Here is a 22,779-nt window from a genome sequence, read left to right on the forward strand (position 1 = left end):
TCTCTCACCTCTATATACCCTTATGAGGTATAATGATTAGCAAAATAAATCGTACTTCATTTAAAGTACGATTTATTTCCATATCTAAAAATAATTATTGAACATCGTATCCTTGATCTTCGATTACAGCAACGATATCTTTTAATGTTACAGCAGACGAGTCGATAGTAACTTCAACAGTTCCTTCTGCTAATTGAACCTTCACTTGTTCAACACCGTTTAGCTCTTTCACACTGCTTTCGATAGCATTTACACAATGTCCACAAGACATACCTTCAACCTGTAATGTTAACTGTTCCATTTAAAATCCTCCTCTTGTTTATTCATTGTTTGTTAATCACAATTACATCTTACCATACCCCCCTAAGGTAATCAATGGTTTTGTATCATGATTTTTCAATTATTTTCTAAAAGTTTATTTTACACACACTTTTTCACTACAATACACCCAAATCCAATATGAGGGTAAACAAAAAAACAAGCCAGTTAAATACTAGCTTGTTTTTACGCTTTTGAAAAACGTTCAAATACTGTCATTAATTCTTCAATTGCTTCGTCACCATTTCCATTTTTAATAGCTCCTGAAACACAATGACTCGTATGATTTTTGAGAACGCCCATTCCTACTTTTTTCATCGCTGCATTAATCGCTGAAATTTGCACTAAAATATCTACGCAATAACGATCATTTTCAATCATGTTTTGAATACCGCGGACCTGTCCTTCAATTCTCTTTAATCTATTTATAATCTGTTCTTTTTCTTTTTCTGATCTATGTGTTACTGCTTCATGCTCTTTATGATCCATATTATCACCTTCTTAAAGTTTCTCTTCATCCAATAAAACAATTGTTTTTTATGAGTATACCAATTATAGCATTAAATATCTACGCATGATACCCCATAAGAGTATATTTACACTTTATGATTATTCTTAACAACGCATTAGCTTCTTAATCTCAATTTTCAGTATACCCTTTCCTTTTTGTCAAAAAATCATTATATCTCTCATCAAAATTCAATAAAGTGAAACAAGAATAAGCGGGGATTACCCGCCCCCGCTTATTCTTCGTCTATAATGTTTTAATTTAAATTTTCAGATATTTAACCCGAGAATTTTTTCTTTCCATATATAATTATTGCTGATCACATACTTTTGTATCATTCACTACTGAAGTTCCTTCAACGGTTACCGTATGAAAACAGTCATTTACTCGAACTGTCACAACATTATCTTGCCGATCAATGATATGATATTCATTAAAATTTTTATTTAGAGCACTGCGAATTTGTTCTCCTTCATAAATTGGAATGCCATGTGATAGAACCCAAATAAGTCCAGCGATAGCAAGAATAGTTTTCATACGATCTACCTCCTTGGGAATATAGTGAACTTTTCATCCATACTTTTTCAGCTCTACAAATCATGATCGGAATAAACCAAGCCTTTTTGGAAATAAGTTCATTTCGTCTATTTTATGTTTATGCTAATTGTGACCGTTTTGTGACAACTTTTTGTCTCTTTAGACGAAAAGTTGAAACAAAACTTTCGAAAAGGACAATTCTACACATTAAAAAAGGTTATGGAATGTTTCATCCATAACCTTTTTTCCTATACGTAACTAATAAACCTCAATCCTTTACTTAAAGACGTCGGCACAACAGATGCATGATTCTCCCCTTCAGCTTCATAAAACTTAAATTTAAGTTTATCGTGGTTTACTTGGAGAAGGCGCTCTGATAATTCATTTGCACCTACAACCATATGCTCTCGTTCAAGTGATCCAACTGTAAGGAACACTCCTGTTTCAAACTTAGCATTGTTTAATTCATGTATAAGGTTCTCTTCTTTTTCAAGAACGGATTTATTATTCCACCATATAGATGGACTACTAATAAAATAATTTTGAAAAGCGTTTAAGTTTGTAAATAGTATATGCAAAGCAAATAGTCCACCTAAAGAATGTCCAAATAACGTTTGCTTACTTTTATCAATCTCAAAATTCTTTTCAATTTGTGGTTTCAGTTCTTCTTCAATAAAAGTAAAGAAATTATGTGCTCCTCCTGTTTTAGGCCACGGTTTACCGTCTGGTTTTAAAGGGGCATCTTTTGAAATTACGCTAGGCGTAAAATCATAGCACCTTTCTTCCCCTGAAAATGCGCCTTCAATCGGATAACCCACTCCAACTATAACAGCTGGTGAAACACCAGTTTTTTCCGCTCTTACTGATTGTATTTTAACTGCTTCATGAAATGTTTGAAAAAAGGCATTGCCATCTAATACGTAAATAACGGGATATCCTGAATCCGGTGCTGGTTGCCTCGGCTTTGAAATATGAATTTGATATTCCTTACCTTCTAATTTTGAATACATTTTCCACTGCTCTGTATTAGATGTTATAATCTGCTGTTTTTCAACTGTAGTATTCACCCTATCCCCCCCTTTTTAACTTGTTACATATATTTCGATTTTTTCTTCTTGAGATACAACGCTATCATAACCGAAACAAACAGGAGCCCCGTTATACGGATCAATCATGACACGCGCATCAATATGAAATACTTCTTTTAACACTTCATTTGTAATGATTTCTTCTGGGCTACCAGTTGTAACAATTTCGCCTTCCTTCATTGCAATAATTTCATCTGAAAACCTTGATGCATGGTTAATATCATGTAATACCATAACAACCGTACAATTATGTTCTTTATTTAACTTCTCCACAATTTGTAATACATCTAATTGATGAGACATATCAAGGTATGTAGTTGGCTCATCTAATAGCAACACTTCTGTCTCTTGTGCTAATGCCATCGCTAGCCATACCTTTTGTCTTTGACCACCTGATAAATTTGCAATTTGTCTCGTTCGAAATTCAGAAGTTTTCGTTATATCTAATGCCCAATCAATCATTTCTTTATCTTTTGTCGTTAACTTATTTACGTTATTTCGATGTGGATAGCGTCCATAAGAAATTAATTCTTCCACTTTAAGCTCACCTGGTGCAATTGGAGTTTGCGGGAGTAAAGCTAACTGCTTCGCAATTTCTTTCGTTGGAATTGTATGTAAATCCTGTCCTTGCAAATATACTTTACCGCTTTTTTGTTTTAAAATTCTTCCCATTGTTTTTAACAATGTCGATTTACCGCAACCGTTTGGACCTATAATTGTCGTTACTTTTCCTTCTTGTATTTCCACATTTAAATCGCGAAACACTGTAAGCTTTTCATAACTTGTTTCTAAATTTTTTGCACTTAAAATACTCACTTTTATTCCTCCTCTTACGCTTTCGCCTTATAAAGTAAATATAAGAAATACGGTACACCGACAATAGAAATAACGATTCCCACTGGTAGCTCTACAGGTGTAAAAACTGTTTTCGCAATAAAGTCTGAAGCAATTACAAGAAACATTCCGATTACGCCGCACGTAGGAATTATATACTTATGTTGAATACCGACAAGCCTTTTCGCTATATGCGGTGCCATTAAGCCAATAAAACCGATACTCCCTGAAACAGCAACACATGCGCTCACAAGCCCGATACTACTTAATAGTAAAATCGATTTCTCTCTTTCTACTGAAACACCTAAACTTGTAATACTCGTTTCTTCCAATTGAAATAAATCTAATAAATAAGCTTTCTTTTGTATAAGCGGAATTAAGATAATAAGCCATGGTAACATAGCCACAATATACTTCCAGTTTGCACTATATATGCTTCCAGACACCCACACTGCGGCCATTTCAAAATCAGTTGACTTCATTTTGAGTGATAAGTACATAGAAAAGGCTCCAAATCCTGATCCAATTGCAATCCCTGTTAATAAAAGTCGCTGCGAATCTAATTTACCGTTTTTCCAAGAAAACAGATAAATGATGATAGCTGCACCTAATCCGCCTACTAAACCAAACATTGGCATCATCATAATAGAAACCCAGTCTGTGCTTTTTAATTGCCCTTGAAAGAAAAACATAAAAATGACAATCGCTGTTCCTGCTCCGGCATTTACGCCTAAAATACCTGGGTCCGCCAACCCATTTCTCGTAATCCCTTGAATAACGGCACCCGCAACACCAAGGCCTAATCCTACTAATCCAGCAATTACGATGCGCGGAAGGCGAAACTCAAAAATAACTAAATCATGTTCTGGTACTGGATCAATTCTAAACAGTGTTTTAAATACATCTGTAATCGTAATGTCGAACGTACCATTTGTTAAACTAATATAAATAGCACATAGTATTAAAAATATAATAATCCCCATCGTCATTCCGAAACGTTGACTTGAACTTTTAAGCATGTCTCTCTCCTCCTCTAGTACGGATTAAATAAAGGAAGAAAGGAATTCCAATTAAAGAGGTAACGACTCCAATAGGTGTTTCAAATGGATAGTTTACAAATCTACTCAAAACGTCACATAACGCTAAGAAAACGCCACCAATAACACCTGCACATGGCAAAATCCACTTATAATCTACCCCAATTATAAAGCGCGTAATGTGCGGAATAATTAAACCTACAAAACCAACTTTCCCCACTAAAGCAACTGCTGTTCCTGTTAAGAAAATTACCGATAAAATTGCCATCGCTTTAACTAGTTTTGTACGTTGCCCTAAATTAATAGAAACCTCTTCGCCTAATGAAAGAATGGTAATAGATTTTGATATTAACAATGCTAAAATTATTCCAATTATCCCAAACGGTATCGTGATTTTAATGATATTAGGATCTACTTGATCTAACTTTGCATTAAACCAAAAACTAACATTTTGAGAAATTTGGAAATACGAAGCCATTGCAGCCGATACACTACTTAAAAATGTTCCAATAACTGTTCCTATAATCGCTAACCTAACTGGTGATAAGCCATTTTGAAGGAGCGAACCAAAACCAAACACGATACCGGCTCCTAGTGCAGAACCAATCATTGAACATACAACCATACCAATTGATGACATTCCCGGAAGAAAAATCATGCTAAGTGTAATAACAAAGGCAGCGCCATCCGTCACACCCATAATAGAAGGGGATGCAAGATAGTTTCTTGTCATCCCCTGCATAAGTGCTCCTGATATGGCTAGAAATGCTCCGACTAAAAGAGCTGCAACTACCCTTGGTAAACGTGAAGTAATAATAATATTATGATTTACATCGCTTGAATCAAAATGAAATAATGCGTTCCACACTGTTTCAGCGTCAATACTTTTTGCCCCATACAAAATCGAAAGTATAATTGTAAATAAGATGAGTATGGGTGCTATACATAATATAGTTACTGGTACTGCATTTGTTTTCTGCATATCATTCAACGCACCTTACTTATTGTATTATTTAGATAAATTTTTCACGGCTTCTTTTAAGAATGCTGTTTTACTCCAAGCTGTACCACCTTGTGCCATTGGATCTACAACATTTACAAATACTTTCTTTTCCTTCGCAGCATTCATACTTTGCCAAATTGGATTACTTTCAATTTCTTCTAACACTTTCGGGTTTTTATTTTCACTTGCCTCATATTGTAAGAAAATATAATCTGGGTTAAGTTCAGCAAGTTTTTCAAATGAAATTTTCTCTTGTGCTTTTACAGTTTTCAATTGTTCTGGAGCAGTTAGTCCAAGATCTTTATAAATTACAGGATTGAAGTATACTCCTTCTGGATATAGGAATAATTCGTTTGCTCTTAGTCTTATGACAAGTACTTTTTTATCTTTTAACTTATCTCCTAGTTTTGCTTTTGCTTTTTCAGCGTCCGAATTGTAATCCTTAATAATTTTTTCGGCTTTATCTTTTTTACCAGTTAATTCTCCCATTAACTTTAAGTTATCTTCCCAATTTGTTGAAACGTGTGATACCGGGAATGTAGGAGCTACTTTCGTAAACTTTTCAGCTGTTTCTGCTGGGAATTTCGTACTCGATGTAATAACATCTGGTTTTAATTGTAGTAATGTTTCGAAATTGGGTTGCATTTTCTCACCAACAGATTTAGCACCTTCTAACTCTTTTTCAAGATATTTTGGTAATTTACCACCTACAGTAATGGCACCAACTGGTTTAATTCCAAGTACTGCCGCATCTTCCATTGACTCTAAACTAGCTGTCGCAATTTTATCTACTTTTGCTGGCACTGTATACTCTTTACCTAAATATGTGATTTTTCGTTTTTCATCTTTTTTCGTTTCCGTAGCTTTTGTCTGTTGTTTTTGCTCGCCTGAAGTTTTATCCGCACTATTACATGCCGCTAAACCTACACTTAAAACTGTAACCATCCCTAAAGTAAATAATTTCTTGTTCATCTTTATATGTCTCCTCTCGAATTTTCAAACTATATTCTCAATAAAATTTAACTATATGAACCTTGTCCCATATATATATTTCATTAGATTAATAATTTTATCCAGAACTCATTCCCGTTCACTTCCCCTAGACTATAATTCTTTTACGCCTTCATCACTTGATAATCATTTTCACTGATAATGATTATCGTTACTAAGTATATATTTAATATGAAATTATTTCAAGAATGATTTGAAAAATTTTAACAAACTGAATTAAAAAAAGAAGTATCTCCCTAATATTAGGGAGATACTTCTTTTTTTTAGAAATTTATATGTAATTCAACTGGACAATGGTCTGACCCCATTACTTCACTATTAATTTTCGCTTCTGTTATTTGGTCTTTCATTCTTTCCGAAACAACAAAATAATCTAAACGCCATCCGATATTTTTCGCTCTCGCGCCCATACGATACGACCACCACGAGTATGCACCTTCTTGATTAGGATAAAGGTAACGATATGTATCAATAAATCCTTCTTCTAAAATACATGAAAATTTCTCTCGTTCCTCATCAGAGAATCCAGGATTTTCACGATTACTTTTCGGATTTTTCAAATCGATTTCTTTATGAGCAACATTTAAGTCTCCACAAAAAATAACTGGTTTCTTCTCATCTAATCGTTTGATATAGGACCTGAAATCATCTTCCCATTTCATTCTGTAATCTAATCGTTCTAATCCACGTTTTGAATTTGGTGTATATAACGTTATCATGTAAAAATCTTCGAATTCTAAAGTAATAAGTCGCCCTTCTTGATCATGCTCTTCAATGCCTAAACCATATGTAACTGAAAGCGGTTCTTTTTTCGAAAAAATAGCAGTTCCTGAATATCCTTTTTTCACAGCATAATTCCAGTATGTATAATATCCCTCTAAATTTAAATCAATTTGCCCTTCTTGTAATTTAATCTCTTGTAGACAAAATATGTCAGCACTTGATTCCTCAAGATATTCCAAAAATCCACCTTTTGCGATAACAGCTCGCAAACCATTTACATTCCATGAAATTAACTTCATTTATAGTCCTCCTCTTGATGTTTATTTCCAAATTTCATGCTATCACAAAATAGAAAACAATCATATTTTCACCTTTGTAATCTTGCTCTTACATTTATGAATACATACATACGCACTTTATTCAGGTTATACTAATTTCAGAGGTGATGTTCTATGCACAATGAAGGAGTTACATTAACAAATGAGTATTGGCAAGCAATTATTCATAATGATTCTTCCTATGATAGCAAATTCTTTTATGCTGTGAAATCAACTGGAATCTTTTGCAGACCATCATGCAAATCAAGAATACCGAATAGAAACAATGTACGAATTTTTCATCATGCAGAGCAAGCATTAAGTGAGAACTTTCGCCCGTGCAAACGTTGTAAGCCAAATGGGATCACTTTACCTAATGAAGAGTGGGTAGAACAAATTAAAGACTATATCGAAAAGCATTATGACGAATCCTTAACTCTCGACATGCTTGCGGAAATGTGTCACGGTAGCCCTTTTCATTTACAACGTACTTTCAAAAGAATAATAGGGTTAACTCCTATAGAATATATACAACAATTCAGGGTTCTTAAAGCAACCGAATACCTTTTACACACAAATCAATCTATTAAAGAAATTAGTACTGCTGTCGGGATAGAAAACCCAGAGTATTTCGCAACTTTATTTAAAAAGAAAACCGGATTTACTCCTACTGAATATCGAAAAAAGAACGAAATGAAAGAGGGATACGATAATGAATTCCTACAAAAATAATTATATATATTGGACGCTACTTACACATAAAAATTGGCGATTTCATATTGCTGCAACTGAAAATGGACTATGTTTCATTGGATCACAAGACGAAAACTTTGAAGAATTAAATATATGGGCTAGAAAAAAACTGCCCCAACATATATTGACCCATAGTCCAGGTTACTTGCAAATATATACGCAAGAAGTTATCGAGTATTTAGAAAACAAGCGAGAAACTTTTACATTTCCTATCGATGCTTATGGAACTAATTTTCAATTATCTGTTTGGAATACGGTACGTGAAATTCCTTATGGAAAGACATATTCTTATACAGAAATTGCTGAAAGAATTCAAAAACCTAAAGCTGTGCGCGCCGTTGCTTCTGCTATTGCTGCTAACCCTCTTCTTATTACCATTCCTTGTCACCGCGTTATTGGGAAGAATGGGAAACTAACCGGATTTAGGGGTGGATTAGAAATGAAGAAAAAATTGCTTACATTAGAAAAGTTGCAGGTGGAATTCATATGACAGCAGAATATAATAGCGTATTATCTATAGCAGTTCCAAAAGAATTTTGTTTCCAAGAAAATTTACGTTATCTATCACGCTCTAACAATGAATGTATGTTCCATATTGAAGATAACAAAATTTATAAAGTTATCCCTGTTCAAGATGTAAATCCTTTAGTTGAAATTAGTGTGAATACAGATGGGAATATTCAAATACGTTGTTTAGAAGAACCATATACATCTGAAAAATCGATACGTGAAGCTGTAGTTAACTATGTAAAAGAATGGTTTGATTTAACTACTGATTTAGCCCCATTTTATACATTAGCTAAACATGATTTACTCCTTCAAGGACCAATTGAACAATATTATGGCCTTCGTACTTTAGGCATTCCAGACTTATTTGAGGCACTTTCCTGGGGAATTATCGGTCAACAAATTAACTTAACATATGCTTATACACTAAAAAGGAGATTAGTTGAGCAATTTGGAAGTTATGTAGAATGGGACGATAGAAAACATTGGATATTCCCATCACCTGAAACAATTGCAAATCTACATGTAGAAAATCTTCAACAATTAAAAATGACGACTAGAAAATGTGAATATTTAATCGGTATTGCGAAGCTTATTACAGAGAGAAAATTATCAAAAGAGGATTTACTGCAAACACAAGATGTAAAGGTTGCTGAGAAACAATTAACTGCTATCCATGGTATAGGACCATGGACTGCCAACTATGTTTTAATGCGTTGTTTAAGATTTCCTTCGGCTTTTCCAATTGATGATGTTGGTCTGCATAATGCAATTAAATTTATAACAGGTTCCGAAAATAAACCAACAAAAAATGAAATAAAAGATTTCGCGGCAAACTGGGCTAATTGGGAGTCTTATGCGACTTTTTATTTGTGGCGAGTACTATATTAAAAGAACCAAGTAGCACATTCGTACTACTTGGTTCTTTTTTAAGCTTGCTCCTCAAAACGTCTTGCAATTTCCACAATAACTTGAACGGCTTTTTCCATAGTATCTACCGAAACATACTCAAATTTACCGTGATAGTTTTCACCACCAGTGAAAATATTCGGCGTCGGTAATCCCATATATGATAATTGTGATCCATCTGTGCCTCCGCGAATCGGATGAATATTTGGTTCAATGTCTAAACTTTTCATTGCTTCATATGCAATATCAACAATTTCTCTTACCGGTTCAATTTTTTCAAGCATGTTATAGTATTGATCATTCATTTCTAAAACGACTGCATCTTCGCCATATTTTTCTTGCATAGTCTTCACAATATTTTTAACGTTATTTTTACGTGCCTCAAAATTTTCACGATCAAAGTCTCGAATAATATAATATGCTTTACTTTGCTCAACATCACCATTTAAAGAAAGTAAATGATAGAATCCTTCATAGCCTTCTGTATATTCTGGCGCATCTTCTACTGGTAAATACCCATTAAACTCCATAGCAAGTTTAGTAGCATTGCGCATTTTATTTTTTGCTGTTCCAGGATGTGTATTCGTTCCGTTAAACGTTAACTTAGCACCTGCAGCATTAAAACTTTCATACTCTAAACCACCTAATGGACCTCCATCCATCGTATAAGCGAATGATGCACCAAACGCTTCTACATCAAAATGCGCTGGCCCACGACCAATTTCTTCATCCGGTGTAAATGCTACTCTTATTTTCCCGTGCTTAATTTGTGGATTATGTATTAAATGGTTCATTGCAACCATAATTTCTGTAAGACCAGCTTTATCATCTGCTCCTAGAAGTGTTGTACCATCAGTTGTAATAATGGTATGTCCTTTATATGATGGTAATTCCGGGAACTGCTCTGGTGTTAACACAACATTTAGCTCTTCATTTAACGTAATTGCATTACCATCAAAATTTTCATGAATTTGTGGTTTGACGTTTTTCCCTGTAAAGTCTGTTGCCGTATCTAAATGGGCTAAAAATCCGATTACAGGAACATCCTTGTCCGTATTAGCTGGAAGTGTTGCCATTACATAGCCATTATCATCCATCGTTACTTCTGTTAAACCAATTTCTTTTAGCTCTTCCACTAATAACTTACCAAACTCAATTTGTCCTGGTGTTGTTGGTACTGTATGACTTTCTTCATTTGATTGCGTATCAATTTTTACATATCTCGTAAATCTTTCAATAAGTTCTTGTTTCAAGTTCATTCACTCCCTTTTATGTTCCTCCCTCCATTATAATCCTTAAAACGAAATATTTTAACTTTTTTGACTGTGAAGATGTATATTTCATTTACATTGTTAACACTTTTACATAACAAAAAGAAAATTAGTGAACATATTTAAAGTACAGCTTAATACAAATAAATTCACCCTATTTACGACTCTCATCGCAAATAGGGTGTTTCTGTTTTTATCTCGCAATTTAAGAATATATACTACTCATTTACAATAAAAGTATATACATCATCATAAATACAGCCATTTACTTTAATCACATACTTCCCAGGTTTATTAAAACTAATTGTGTATTTATTTAACTGAATTGCTTCTTTATCTCCAGAAAGAATATCAATGCTTCTGCCACTTAATACATACAATTCATTTAGATTCATCGTTACATCAATTGCATTGAAATTTTCTACTTTCACTTGCTGTGCTTCCGCAACGCTTACACTTGGTTCTAAAAACAGTAATCCACTTAATCCAATCGTCCCCGCTAAAGCAACTCCCGCAAACTTTTTAATCTGTTTCATTACAATGACCTCCTTATAGATTTTACGTAAAGGCAATGTCCTCCCTTACACCACAAAGCCTATATGTAATGAAATGAAAAGTAAACGGGGACTGTAAGACAAAATTCTACATCTTTTTCTCCTATTGAATATAAATCCAACGTTTGGAATTTTGACACATTTAAAATTGTTTCCCTAAACCAATTTCTCCATAATTTATTCAAAGACTGAATAATTACTTATTTATTTAACATTCTAACAATAGTTGATAAAGATGCTTTCTATTCAAAAAAAGACTTTGCTATAAAAGTAACTTTTACAACAAAATCCATGCAACTAATTTTATTCAGCTTTCCATAATCTCTCTACATTCATTAATTGTTCTTCTTTAAATTCCATCTTATATATATCCGGTTTTGACGTATTCATTAAAAATTCAAAACCATATTGTTTATCAAAATAGTTCATCATTAATGTCATGACAAGCCCATGTGTACCAATTACAATTTTGCATCCTCGAAAATCCATTAAGATTTCTTTTAATACTTTCACTACTCTTCTCTGGCAATCTGCATATGACTCTCCTTGCGTTCGTGCAAAGTCCGGATTAGAGAACATCTTCTGTACAAGTGGATACACCTCTTTGTCTGATATAACCTGATCCTCACTTGAAAACATACACTCTTTAAGATTTTCATATACTACTATTTCTTTTTCATGGAAATTAGCTGACTCCTCTATCGTTAGCATAGCCCGATTATAAGGACTGGAAATAAAAGTATCAATCCTCTCCGCTTTTAATATGTCAGTTACTCTACGGGCATCCATATGTCCCCTCTCAGTTAATCCACGCATTCTTTCATTTCCTTCTAGTTTTGGTGATTCACCGTGTCTAACCATATAAATATATGTGCTCATAATTTCTCCTTAAAATTTTTTATAAAGTGAAACTTTAATCAGCCCTCACTAATCGGGCTGCCCGGCAAATAGCAAGATAAGTTAATAAATCACGTTCATTTATCCCATTTCAACACTTAGGGGTAATACTAAAATACTTTATAAACTGTGCTGATTTGTTCGTCTAATCCATTCTCCTACTAAACTCTCAAATAATTCAGGCTGCTCAATTTGCAAATTATGCCCTGCCATATCTAACACTGCTAATGTTGCCCTTGGATATTCTTCAATAATTTCTATAATATTTTGATAACCTACTGATATATCTTGTCTTCCAGTCAGTAAAAGAACGGGATTTTCATATTTTTCATGCTGAAAATCCATAGTAAGAGAGTAATTCTTTTGCAACCTTTCAATAAATTCATAATTAGCAACATCTAACCCAGGCTTAATTTCTTCTTTAAATCGCTTATATGTATATTCATTTGCTATTACAGCTAACTCACAAAACTCCTCTCTTTCTGTGGAAGTGAGCGTATTTAAAAATTCCTCATCTTGTACAATTACCTGTTTATCTGGAAGAATCCTTTTTTCTGGCTCCGCTACAACAACAGGACATACTAATAGTAATCCGCTAACTCTCTCAAACATCTTTGCAAGTATACCTTTGGCTAAATAGCCTCCATATGATTCTCCTACCAATAAAAATTTTTCAGTAGAAATGATTTCCTCAATAAATGTGATAAGCACTTCTACTATACGATCTGAACTATTTATCCAATTTGGAGCATTCGATTTTCCCATTCCAGGTAAATCAATATATATTCGCTTATAACCTTCATATTTCTGAAATACTGATTCCATACATTTCATCATTAACCTATGGTCAGGGGCGCAGCCATGTATGATAATGACCGGTTTACCCTCTCCCACAATTTCATAGTATATTTCTGCATCTTTAATTCGATATATCATAAAAAAGCCTCCCTATTTAGTGGCAATACTATTCCACTCTGTAAGAATACACGTTCTTATTTTATATCTTTTCTCAACATTTTCACAAATATTAATCTTCAGATTAAAAGTAAAAAGCTCACCAAAAAAAGATACTCATCATTTTATATGCAATTTTGCATCTCCACTTACAAATCACTAAAAAAACTTTACAATTCAAAGGATGACTAAATATACAATTTCTATTTAAAGTCTTGATACAGTCTATACTATCAACCGCAATATTTTTTCAACCTTAAGAATACTTACACTCTTTAACACTTTCCTTATAAACATGATTTTTATAAGGAAATCTGATACAATTCTTAAATAATATTATTATGTATAGATATAACGAACATAGTGCATAATTAAAGAAGGTGATTTCATTGAAATTAAATAAAAATTTACAATTATGTATATTAATCGGAACATTAATATGCTATTCAATCTATTTTATGTTTTTCTATCTGTTCCCTACTCATTTTTCAAATTCAGATGTACGCTTCGCTTCACTTGTCGTTGAAGCCATTACATTTGTATCACTGATTTACTCTATATATTCTAAAAAAGTCAGTTCAAATCCGTTTTGGATATGTATTACAATAGCAATTGGTAGTTTTTTATTAGGGAAAATAGTATATACATATCAAGATAGCTTCTTCGAAATTCCAATACATCGTTTTACGGTTTCTGATGTATTTTACATGTTTTTTCTATTTTTCTGTCTTATCGCTTTCTGCTATAAAATCTTAAAGGAATGCAATAAATGGGAAAAAGCGTTCTTTATTTGTGATATATGCATAGTGCTTACTTCCATATTTACATTAGAATGGTATTTATTTAATCAACCAAATTTAAATATATTCGCTCTTTCACTAGGAGATGTTTTCCTTTCATTTTTATACCCAATTGCAGATTTATTATTTCTACTGCTAGGTGTTAGTCTCTTTTTCCGTCCAACAATTTTTAATTCCAAACGGAAAATTTATATCTTTATTTTTGTATTAATAAGTTCTGCAACTTTTAACTATATTTATTTTTACTTAAATAACCACTTATCAACTGAAACGATAATATTATTACGTCTTTTATATAGAATACCTATATTACTTATTGCAATAGCTGGCTCTATTTCAGAAGATCATAATAGCCATAGAAATTATTTCCTTGTAAACCCTATAATAGGAAAAAAAGCTTTAGTTGTATTTCCCTATCTTGCTGTTGCAATACTAATCGGGTTTACATTAAAAGAACAAACATCATCTTCAACTCTCATTACAGGAAATTGTATTACTTTTATTTTCGTACTCATTCGTCATTCTATCGTACGTATGCAAAACAATTCCTTAACAAAACGTTTGCAGGCATTTAATGCCCAACTAGAAGAAAAAGTTACTTTACGGACTTCTGATTTAGTTCATAAATCAGAGGCTCTTTCTCAAAAACAACAAAAATTCAAATCATTATATGAATATCATCCTGACCCTATTTTCACCATTGATTTAAATGGAATATTCTTAAATGTAAATAAGGCTGGGAGTGTACTACTTGGAGCACCAACAGATGAGTTACTCGGTGAAACTTGTTTTTCGATTATTTTAGATGAAGATAAGCATAAGCTAGCATTGGCGTTAGAGAAAGTGAAACAACAAGAATCGGCATCCTTACAACTTAGTTCTCAATATAAAGATGGCTTTACTTATTTTTTATACGTTACAATCATTCCTATTATAATAGACGGACAAATTTCAGGAAGCTATATTATGGTGAAAGATATTACTGCACTAAAAAAACAGCAAGAAGAAATAAAATATTTAGCATTCCATGACACTGTAACGAAAATTGGTAACCGTGCCTTTTTCCATAAGAAATTAAAGAGAGTTATAAAAAATGCTGAAATAACAGAAAGCGAGTTTGCATTATTATATTTAGATTTAGATCGCTTTAAAGCAATTAACGATACACTTGGACATTCATCAGGAGACTACATATTAGAAGAAGTAGCAAAGCGCTTCCAATCATGTCTTCCATCACATACTCATCTTTCAAGAATCGGTGGCGATGAATTTACAATCATAATTGAAAACTATACTGACGAAGATTACTTATTCCAATTATGTAACCAATTATTTAAATGCATGAAAAAGTCATTTATCATACATGAGCATAAATTAACTTTATCACTGAGTATCGGCATCGCTATTTATCCACATTCCGGAATCGATACCGCTACACTTCTGAAAAACGCTAATGTTGCAATGTATGATGCAAAAGCAAAAGAACTTAACTCTGTATCTATTTATGACGATGTAATCGCTAAAAAAATTGAAAGACGATTGCGATTAGAAAAAGATTTACCAAACGCACTACAAAATGAAGAATTGTTCCTTTTGTATCAACCTCAAGTTGATAGTGAATCTAATAAAATTATCGGTGCAGAAGCTTTAATTAGGTGGAATCATCCTGAATTAGGTATTATTTCTCCATACGAGTTTATTCCGATTGCAGAAGAAACACTACAAATTATTTCAATAGGTAAATGGACATTAGAGCAGGCTTGTAAACAAATGAAACGTTGGCACGCACTCGGATATTCACATTTAAAAATAGGTGTAAATTTATCTGCTAAGGAATTTGAACAAGAGGATTTTGTAAAATCTATTTCTTCTACTTTAACAAATACAGGTTTACCAGCAAGCTCTCTTGATCTTGAATTAACAGAGCGAATTGCAATGATGGATGAGCGAGAAACATTGATAAAACTGCGTACACTAAAAAGTTTAGGGATTCACATTTCTATCGACGATTTTGGTACAGGTTATTCTTCGCTAGCCTACTTACCTTTGTATCCAATTGATACGTTAAAAATCCCGAGAGAATTTATTACAATGTCTGAAACATGTGATGATGGAATGGAAATTATTAAAACGATCATCACATTAGCAAATACATTAGGAATGTCTGTCATTGCTGAAGGTGTAGAAACGAAAGAGCACGTAAATTTCCTTCAAAAAAATAAATGTCAGTTTATTCAAGGTTATTATTACAGTAAACCTATTCATATTCATGCATTTACTGAGCTATTAGAAAACGGCATTCACCCATAGTACATAACTAATTAGAACAAATATAGCAAAAAGGAAAGAAGATACCTTCTTTCCTTTTGTTTTTCTATTTACATTTCTATTACTTCACCACTTCATTTATTATATCTATTATTTGATGAATTCCCTCATCATTTGTTTTCTTATATCCATTCATGTTTTGAATATATTTCTCCTTATTTGTATACAACTTATTTACTGCATGTATAAATGTATTCGTACTTACTCTGTCTTGGAGTATAACTTCCGCATATCCTTGCCGTGAAAAATATTCAGCATTTAAAACTTGATCTCCCCTACTGGAACTGTTAGTTAACGGGATAAGCAACATCGGTTTCTTCAAAAATAACAATTCAGAAATAGCAGTAGAACCCGCTCTAGAAACTACAACACTTGCCATATTTAGTATATGCGGCAACTCGTCGCCTATATATTCAAATTGCATATATCCCTCCATGCCAATAGATGGGTCTACCTTCCCTTTACCACATATATGAATAATATTAAAGTTTAATAGTATTGTATCTAAACATTCCCTTACCATATCATTTATCCACTTAGCACCTTGACTCCCACCCATAATTAATAATACTGGTTTATCTTGCTGAAATTCACAATATCTTCTTCCTCGTAATACGTTACCCTTCTCAATTTCTACCCTTACAATTGGTCCTACATAAACCTTCTTCTCATTACTTACATTTTCTCCTGTCTGAGGAAATGTTGTGCATAGCTTTGTAGCAAAAGGTAATGCTATTTTATTGGCAAGCCCTAATGTGCTATCTGGTTCACGTATAATTATAGGCACACGATTTAACCATGCTCCTATAGCTACAGGAACTGAAACAAATCCTCCTGCTGAAAAGATAACGTCAGGCTTTGTTTTCTTAATTAAATTATAACTTTGTAAACAACCGCGTATAATTTTAAAAGGATCTTTAAAATTATCCCAATCCCAATATCTCCTAAGCTTTCCCGTTGAAACACTATTGTATTTAACATTTTGCACTAATGATTTTTCAATTCCATTTTTGGATCCAATATACTCGACTCTCCAGCCTTTCTCTATAAATTTAGGAATTAATACAATATTAATCATAACGTGTCCGGCTGTACCGCCCCCAGTAAAAAGAATCGTTTTGCTCATAACTTATACCCACCTTTATTATTAAAAATCTAGCTTTCTCTTTACCTTTTAAATGTAAATAAACTTATTATTTTTTATATAAATCTTTAACTCCACCTCTATATCTTGTAAAAGATCGTTAATGAGTTCATAAAAATCATTTCCATACTCACTACACTCGTATTGAGCAAAGATTTGAATCACATATCTAGTTTCCGTCTCTAATGCTGACTTTATTCGATTAACCCTTTTTTCTTCTACATACGCTTGATATTTATGTATTGCCTCATAAATAAGCAATACATGCGCTTCTTCATCTCTCCAGTCCAGCGTATCAACAATTGAAAGAAATAGCGTATTTTGATTATCTATTACTTCATAACCATTCATATATTTCTTACACCCTTTTTTGTTTTTCATTGCATGCAGATGTCACTACACTTCGCATACTCAAGTACATCTTTTAATGATTGATGAAATTCAATTTCTGGGATCCAACCTAAATTTTTTATTTCCTCTGTTGCTAAACTCTCATTTGAGTCGCTCCCACTTTTCTCTGTTTCCTCTATAAAAAAATTTAGCTGTGTTAATTCTTTATATTGTTCTAGTACATCTAATAAAGATCGTTTTACTCCTGATCCGATATTATATTGTTTTCCACTTATTCCATCTCGTAATAACACATGATACGCTTTGACCGCATCACGTACATCTAGAAAATCTCTACTATCTTTCAAACTGTTTACTTCGATAATAGCCTTACTTCTACCTGATTCTATATCTATTATTTTCTTTGCGAGAATCGAACAAATACCATTCGATACCCCTGGACCAATTAAGTTTGAGGGCTTTGCAATGATAATATTTGAATCCATTAATCCTCCCCAAGCCTCTGCAATAATGACTTGCATCGTTTTACTTAAACTATATGGATTTGAAATTTTCATTTCGTTCATACTATCTGCTTGCAAAGCAGATCCTATAACTAATGTTCTACAATGCGAGGCTTCTTGCTTAATTGCTTCTAATAAATATAACGTTCCTATTACATTAATCTCTATATACTCAAGAGCAGCTGTCCAAGATTCTATAACCGAATTCCTTCCCGCTAAATGCAATACGTAGTCTGGCTTTATTTGTTTCATTACCTTCATTACTTCGCTCTTATTAGTTAAATTACACGTAATACCATTTCTAATTTTTTCTCTATGTGCACGATTTTGAAACATAGGAATTACATGAAAGCCCTGCTCTAAAAAATAGTGGCAAGCATGGCGGCCTGTGAAACCATTTGCACCAGTTATTAAAAGGCTCGCATTTTTTTTCATCGCAAAAACCCTCCTTTTAATAGCATTTGTTTCACCTCATGTTTTGCAAGTAAATCTTGTTGAGAACTAAAACTCTTCACATCCACTAGCGGATAGCTAGAATAATATTCTTGAAGTCCTTCGATAGGAATCGTCGGTAGTACCACAAAATAATTTTGATCAAAACTTATACTTGTTTTACTCTCTACCTCAGATAGAAGCATTTCACTTAATTTTTCACCCGGTCTTATCCCTACCTCTTTCACCTTAATATTTTCTTTTTTTGAATCTTCAATTAATATTTCCGCTAAATCTGTTATTTTACATGCCGGCATTTTCATAACAAAGATTTCCCCGCCTCTACCTTGATATACGGCTTTAAATAACAATCCAACAGCATCTTCAACTGTTAAGAAAAATCTAGTCATATTCGCATCGGTAATCCCTACTTCTGAAGATCTTTTAATTTGTTGTTTAAAAAGCGGTACTACACTTCCACTCGTTCCTAAAACATTTCCACCACGAACACAAATGAATTTTGTTTTCTTCGTTTGTATATTCGCATGAACCATTAATTTTTCACCAATTGCTTTTGTCATCCCATACGTATTTGATGGATCAGCTGCTTTATCCGTTGAAACATATATAACTTTTTCAACTTGCATCTGTGTAGAGGCTTCAATTACATTTTGCGTACCATGTATGTTAGTTTTTATAGCTTCATAAGGATAATACTCACATACTGGAACGTGTTTTAAAGCTGCAAGATGGAATACATAATGTACACCTTGGCATGCATAGACTAGTTGATCTTTATCACGAATATCTCCAATAATAAATTTTAGCCTATGATCATTTATAAACTGTTGCTGCATTTCAAACTGAACCGTTTCATTTCTTGAAAAAACTCTAATTTCTTTCGGTGATTTTTCTAATAGTTGTTTTATAAGTTCATGCCCCCACGAACCTGTACCACCAGTAATTAAAATTATTTTATTTAACATTCCTTTTCCTCCTACGAAACATCTCAATTTAAATAATATTTATTGAATTATTTTCAATTGATTCAAATCATAATCGTCGTTTGTTACATTTAATTGACAAAATAAAAAAACAGAAACTATTAAACTTAGTTTCTGTTTTTCATTTCACCTCACAACAGTAAGATTTTCCATACTGTTTGCATGATAAATAAATTCCTTGTAAAAAAACACCGCTCATTTATTTCTTATACTCGTAATAAAATAAATAGAATGATTCATAGCCAATAATCATGTTTAAATTTATGAAAAAGGGAGGTAACGGAATGGACCGAAGCAATTCAAATCATACATATAACGGACCTTCCAAAGCACTGCCTCTCTCCCTATTCGACGTAAAAAATGAATTAAAACAAAAAAGCAAACTTATTCCTTCTGATACCATGTATAAATTAACGAAAGAAGAGCAACTCATCATCAACAAAATAAAAATACAAACAGAACAGCTAAATAAAAATAATGTTACAAGAACACGCGCATACTACCAATTTTACATTCAATATCCAGAAATACATTGGGCACTGCTTGGACATATGGTATCACGTAACGGCGGTTGGAATATGACTGATTTAAAGGGGGATTTATATACGAGAATTTTATCAGAGAAAGATCAATTCATATTTTTTTCTTTTTTAGAAAAAGGGAATTGGCTTATTTTCCAAGATGTATACCCTCAATTTTTACTTTACGAACAAAGTGTAAAGAGATCACAAAAGTTATTTCACCTTCTCCCTCACCTAAATGTTTCTACATTTATGGAAACGATGTGGCACCATTTTTGGAAAACAGGTAACAAAAAAACTTTAGCGATTGCCACTATTATTAATGAACAAAACTACTTAGAAAAAAGAGTGATTCAAAATGTACAATTTAAAAAGACTGTACTAAATAGTATTGGATTTAAACTCTTTGATTTCTTTCAGTTTAATCATATTCTTTTCCCATTCTACGAAAATGATAAGAAACAAAAAGTATTACTATTTGGTGATACAATGAAACATTTCACTTCCTTACATGAACGGATATTAATTGGAAAAAGATTGTACTCATTATTATTTCGAGATACACATGTTTTATCTCAAATAATAAGCTGGGCTCAACACCATCCACATACAGGATCAAGGAAAGATTACTGGCCCCATTTATTTTCAAGTGTAAATGAATCTTTTTCCCGTGAGTTTTATAAGCGCCGAATAAAGAAATGCCAGTTACGAAATGGCGCTTATCGCATATACAGCCCTGCACTCATCTATGCATGGCGAGATATGAAGCATGAAGAAGTTGACAGTGAAGATTGGTTTACCGATTGGCAAGTTGTAAATTACTTAGTTGATAAGGAGGAAAATATAAATGGACAAATTACAGAAGACTACTGCAAAACACTCGAAAAAATTGAACTCGCCATTCTCGCAAAGAAAAATGTCCTCCTCCGAGAAGAAGAATGAGTTTCTAGCATTAGTAGTTACAATCTTTCTCTCTTCTATTATTGGAACTTGCTTAGATGCCTTTTTTGTTCATAAACAAATATATTCCTTTCCGGCTAGGCCCTTCTCATCCACATTTTCGGTTAATATAGCTTTTACATTGTTCATACTGCCAATTTTAACAGTTATCTTTATACACATTTCAAAAAAATTATCTAACGTTTCTAGAATTTTATTTATTATTTCAATCGGTATTTGTGCTAGCCTTTTTGAACAGATTGCTGAAAGTTTAGGTTTATTTGTACATAACGCGAATTGGAACCATACATATTCTTTATTTGGTTATATGATTTTTCATTCTTTTATTTGGAACGTATATAATTGGATAAAAAAATAAAGAGACCATTATAGGTCCCTTCTTAAGCATACTCTTCCGTTATTGCTAATGGTGCCAATGTTTGAAGGCTTTTAGAGCGTAAACGATAGGCAACGACTTTCTTCTTATATTGCTTAATGACATCAACATGTTCTTCATAGCTATATAGCGAAAATCTAATCTCTTTATTCCCTTTCTTCGTATCAATGACTATGGGTGTCCCTTCTCCGTGCGGCGGGAAATAATGTTTATCTAAAAACAAAGCCTCATTAAATTCATGAATAACTTGTAGTTTCATTTCTCCCTCTATATTTTTTCCATCTATCGATATAGAAGTATTTTCCGCCTCAAGCTTTTGATGCAATTCAAATTTACTAATAATTGATTCCACAACAGAAGTGGGCATGCTAGAAACTAATACTTTAATAGCTCCAAAAACAAATAATGTAACTATAAACCATGTTGTCATTGTTATCATCTCCATTACATTTAAAAAATAAATTTCGTTCCATACGGTATTAGTATACTAATGAGTATTCCAGTTACAATCATCGTTACCGAACCGATTGTCGCCTCTTTCTCGCCTTCCTTCACGAGACGGCTCACACCGATAATATGTGATGCACAGCCCATTCCAACTCCTTTTCCAATCGTACTTGTTATACTGAAAAACTTAAGTACTGTTGGTCCGATCATAGCGCCTGTTATTCCTGCAACAACTACAAAACTAGAAGTCATAGATGGAATACCACCAATTTGATCCGCTAATGATAGGGCAATAGGCATCGTTGCTAACTGTGGTAAAGTAGTTAATATAAGTTCCTTATCTATATTTAAAATTCCGCCAATCACTACATTCATACTCGTTACAGCCACTATACCTATCACTACTCCAATAAGTATCGATAAAAAATTTTTCATAAGTATCTTTCGCTCTTTAAATAGAGGTATGGCTAATGCTACAATTGCAGGGCTCAATAAGCTTGAAAGAATGTCTCCTCCATTTTCCCTATACTCATGATGAGAAATACCAAAAATGAAAAATAAACAAATCATAATTGCCGTAACTGTTAACACCGGTAACGTAAATGCAAACGTAAATTTTTTATATAGCTTTGTCGCCAAGAAATAAATTGCTACAGTAATAATAATTAAGACCATTTGAATCGTGCACCTTG

25 protein-coding genes are annotated in these 22,779 nt (G+C 33.0%); 6 read left to right on the forward strand and 19 right to left on the reverse strand.

Features of this window, described 5'->3' with window-relative positions; all coding sequences use genetic code 11:
• Positions 1 to 94 precede the first annotated feature (94 nt).
• The 9 genes from copZ to ACX9TM_RS18810 all read right to left on the reverse strand — a co-directional run bounded on the left by copZ (position 95) and on the right by ACX9TM_RS18810 (position 7,358).
• Positions 95 to 301, reverse strand: coding sequence for a copper chaperone CopZ (gene copZ / locus ACX9TM_RS18770; protein ID WP_000436973.1), 207 nt, complete (start codon positions 299 to 301; stop codon positions 95 to 97).
• Positions 302 to 504: 203 nt separating this feature from the next.
• Positions 505 to 807: a metal-sensing transcriptional repressor gene (locus tag ACX9TM_RS18775; RefSeq protein ID WP_000349637.1), complete on the reverse strand. Its 303-nt coding sequence runs from the start codon at positions 805 to 807 to the stop codon at positions 505 to 507.
• A gap of 328 nt (positions 808 to 1,135) precedes the next feature.
• Complete coding sequence (locus tag ACX9TM_RS18780; RefSeq protein ID WP_000849103.1) at positions 1,136 to 1,363, reverse strand: hypothetical protein; 228 nt, start codon at positions 1,361 to 1,363, stop codon at positions 1,136 to 1,138.
• 248 nt (positions 1,364 to 1,611) lie between these two features.
• Positions 1,612 to 2,430, reverse strand: coding sequence for an alpha/beta hydrolase (locus ACX9TM_RS18785; protein ID WP_031312077.1), 819 nt, complete (start codon positions 2,428 to 2,430; stop codon positions 1,612 to 1,614).
• Positions 2,431 to 2,445: 15 nt separating this feature from the next.
• Positions 2,446 to 3,267 carry an ABC transporter ATP-binding protein gene (locus ACX9TM_RS18790; RefSeq protein WP_000025766.1) on the reverse strand — a complete coding sequence of 274 codons (822 nt, stop codon included), beginning with the start codon at positions 3,265 to 3,267 and terminating at the stop codon, positions 2,446 to 2,448.
• Positions 3,268 to 3,281: 14 nt separating this feature from the next.
• Positions 3,282 to 4,304: a FecCD family ABC transporter permease gene (locus tag ACX9TM_RS18795; protein WP_000920450.1), complete on the reverse strand. Its 1,023-nt coding sequence runs from the start codon at positions 4,302 to 4,304 to the stop codon at positions 3,282 to 3,284.
• Positions 4,297 to 5,304, reverse strand: coding sequence for a FecCD family ABC transporter permease (locus tag ACX9TM_RS18800; RefSeq protein WP_001173042.1), 1,008 nt, complete (start codon positions 5,302 to 5,304; stop codon positions 4,297 to 4,299). The genes ACX9TM_RS18795 and ACX9TM_RS18800 overlap by 8 nt, the downstream gene beginning before the upstream one ends.
• 27 nt (positions 5,305 to 5,331) lie before the next feature.
• Positions 5,332 to 6,297: an iron-hydroxamate ABC transporter substrate-binding protein gene (locus ACX9TM_RS18805; RefSeq protein ID WP_001035506.1), complete on the reverse strand. Its 966-nt coding sequence runs from the start codon at positions 6,295 to 6,297 to the stop codon at positions 5,332 to 5,334.
• 302 nt (positions 6,298 to 6,599) lie between these two features.
• Positions 6,600 to 7,358: an exodeoxyribonuclease III gene (locus tag ACX9TM_RS18810; protein ID WP_000767620.1), complete on the reverse strand. Its 759-nt coding sequence runs from the start codon at positions 7,356 to 7,358 to the stop codon at positions 6,600 to 6,602.
• Positions 7,359 to 7,511: 153 nt separating this feature from the next.
• Between ACX9TM_RS18810 and ACX9TM_RS18815 the strand changes: the two genes are divergently transcribed.
• The 3 genes from ACX9TM_RS18815 to ACX9TM_RS18825 are packed head-to-tail and all read left to right on the forward strand — an operon-like array spanning position 7,512 to position 9,527.
• Positions 7,512 to 8,108, forward strand: a complete 597-nt coding sequence (locus tag ACX9TM_RS18815) for a bifunctional transcriptional activator/DNA repair enzyme AdaA (RefSeq protein WP_000551322.1) — start codon at positions 7,512 to 7,514, stop codon at positions 8,106 to 8,108.
• Positions 8,089 to 8,619, forward strand: coding sequence for a methylated-DNA--[protein]-cysteine S-methyltransferase (locus ACX9TM_RS18820; protein ID WP_001089842.1), 531 nt, complete (start codon positions 8,089 to 8,091; stop codon positions 8,617 to 8,619). Before ACX9TM_RS18815 ends, ACX9TM_RS18820 begins: the two co-directional genes overlap by 20 nt.
• Positions 8,616 to 9,527, forward strand: coding sequence for a DNA-3-methyladenine glycosylase 2 (locus ACX9TM_RS18825; protein ID WP_065212062.1), 912 nt, complete (start codon positions 8,616 to 8,618; stop codon positions 9,525 to 9,527). Before ACX9TM_RS18820 ends, ACX9TM_RS18825 begins: the two co-directional genes overlap by 4 nt.
• A 38-nt stretch (positions 9,528 to 9,565) precedes the next feature.
• Here the strand turns inward: ACX9TM_RS18825 and pepT are convergent, their stop codons facing one another.
• From pepT to ACX9TM_RS18845, 4 genes are all read right to left on the reverse strand, one after another.
• A complete protein-coding gene (gene pepT / locus ACX9TM_RS18830) occupies positions 9,566 to 10,798 on the reverse strand; it encodes a peptidase T (RefSeq protein WP_002164459.1) in 1,233 nt (410 codons plus the stop codon).
• Positions 10,799 to 11,034: 236 nt separating this feature from the next.
• The gene (locus tag ACX9TM_RS18835; protein WP_065212063.1) at positions 11,035 to 11,352 is read right to left on the reverse strand and encodes a hypothetical protein; all 318 of its coding nucleotides are present in this window, start codon (positions 11,350 to 11,352) and stop codon (positions 11,035 to 11,037) included.
• Between the two features lie 321 nt (positions 11,353 to 11,673).
• Positions 11,674 to 12,249 (reverse strand): histidine phosphatase family protein, encoded by a 576-nt coding sequence (locus ACX9TM_RS18840; protein ID WP_065382185.1) that lies wholly within the window; start codon positions 12,247 to 12,249, stop codon positions 11,674 to 11,676.
• Between the two features lie 138 nt (positions 12,250 to 12,387).
• Complete coding sequence (locus ACX9TM_RS18845; RefSeq protein ID WP_000640334.1) at positions 12,388 to 13,203, reverse strand: alpha/beta fold hydrolase; 816 nt, start codon at positions 13,201 to 13,203, stop codon at positions 12,388 to 12,390.
• 407 nt (positions 13,204 to 13,610) lie between these two features.
• Here ACX9TM_RS18845 and ACX9TM_RS18850 point away from each other — a divergent pair, with 407 nt between their 5' ends.
• Positions 13,611 to 16,331, forward strand: coding sequence for a sensor domain-containing protein (locus ACX9TM_RS18850; protein ID WP_000773561.1), 2,721 nt, complete (start codon positions 13,611 to 13,613; stop codon positions 16,329 to 16,331).
• A gap of 79 nt (positions 16,332 to 16,410) precedes the next feature.
• Here ACX9TM_RS18850 and murG read toward each other — a convergent pair whose 3' ends face one another.
• From murG to ACX9TM_RS18870, 4 genes are read right to left on the reverse strand one after another with little or no spacing between them, the layout of a single operon-like run.
• Entirely contained in the window at positions 16,411 to 17,475 is a 1,065-nt protein-coding gene (murG, locus tag ACX9TM_RS18855) for an undecaprenyldiphospho-muramoylpentapeptide beta-N-acetylglucosaminyltransferase (RefSeq protein WP_000047551.1), read from the reverse strand.
• Positions 17,476 to 17,523: 48 nt separating this feature from the next.
• A complete protein-coding gene (locus tag ACX9TM_RS18860; RefSeq protein ID WP_002164458.1) occupies positions 17,524 to 17,874 on the reverse strand; it encodes a DUF6572 domain-containing protein in 351 nt (116 codons plus the stop codon).
• A complete protein-coding gene (locus tag ACX9TM_RS18865) occupies positions 17,871 to 18,782 on the reverse strand; it encodes an SDR family oxidoreductase (protein ID WP_000739080.1) in 912 nt (303 codons plus the stop codon). The genes ACX9TM_RS18860 and ACX9TM_RS18865 overlap by 4 nt, the downstream gene beginning before the upstream one ends.
• On the reverse strand, positions 18,779 to 19,765 hold the full coding sequence (locus ACX9TM_RS18870; protein WP_000932614.1) for a UDP-N-acetylglucosamine 4,6-dehydratase family protein: 987 nt from the start codon (positions 19,763 to 19,765) through the stop codon (positions 18,779 to 18,781). Before ACX9TM_RS18870 ends, ACX9TM_RS18865 begins: the two co-directional genes overlap by 4 nt.
• Before the next feature lie 302 nt (positions 19,766 to 20,067).
• Between ACX9TM_RS18870 and ACX9TM_RS18875 the strand changes: the two genes are divergently transcribed.
• Positions 20,068 to 21,246 (forward strand): DUF2515 domain-containing protein, encoded by a 1,179-nt coding sequence (locus ACX9TM_RS18875; RefSeq protein ID WP_000376159.1) that lies wholly within the window; start codon positions 20,068 to 20,070, stop codon positions 21,244 to 21,246.
• Entirely contained in the window at positions 21,221 to 21,622 is a 402-nt protein-coding gene (locus ACX9TM_RS18880; RefSeq protein WP_139256951.1) for a CBO0543 family protein, read from the forward strand. The genes ACX9TM_RS18875 and ACX9TM_RS18880 overlap by 26 nt, the downstream gene beginning before the upstream one ends.
• Positions 21,623 to 21,644: 22 nt before the next feature.
• Here ACX9TM_RS18880 and ACX9TM_RS18885 read toward each other — a convergent pair whose 3' ends face one another.
• On the reverse strand, positions 21,645 to 22,070 hold the full coding sequence (locus ACX9TM_RS18885) for a YfmQ family protein (protein ID WP_000214634.1): 426 nt from the start codon (positions 22,068 to 22,070) through the stop codon (positions 21,645 to 21,647).
• Between the two features lie 20 nt (positions 22,071 to 22,090).
• A complete protein-coding gene (locus tag ACX9TM_RS18890; RefSeq protein ID WP_000242940.1) occupies positions 22,091 to 22,762 on the reverse strand; it encodes an LrgB family protein in 672 nt (223 codons plus the stop codon).
• Between the last annotated feature and the right edge of the window lie 17 nt (positions 22,763 to 22,779).

Source organism: Bacillus sp. LH1, from assembly GCF_057924895.1.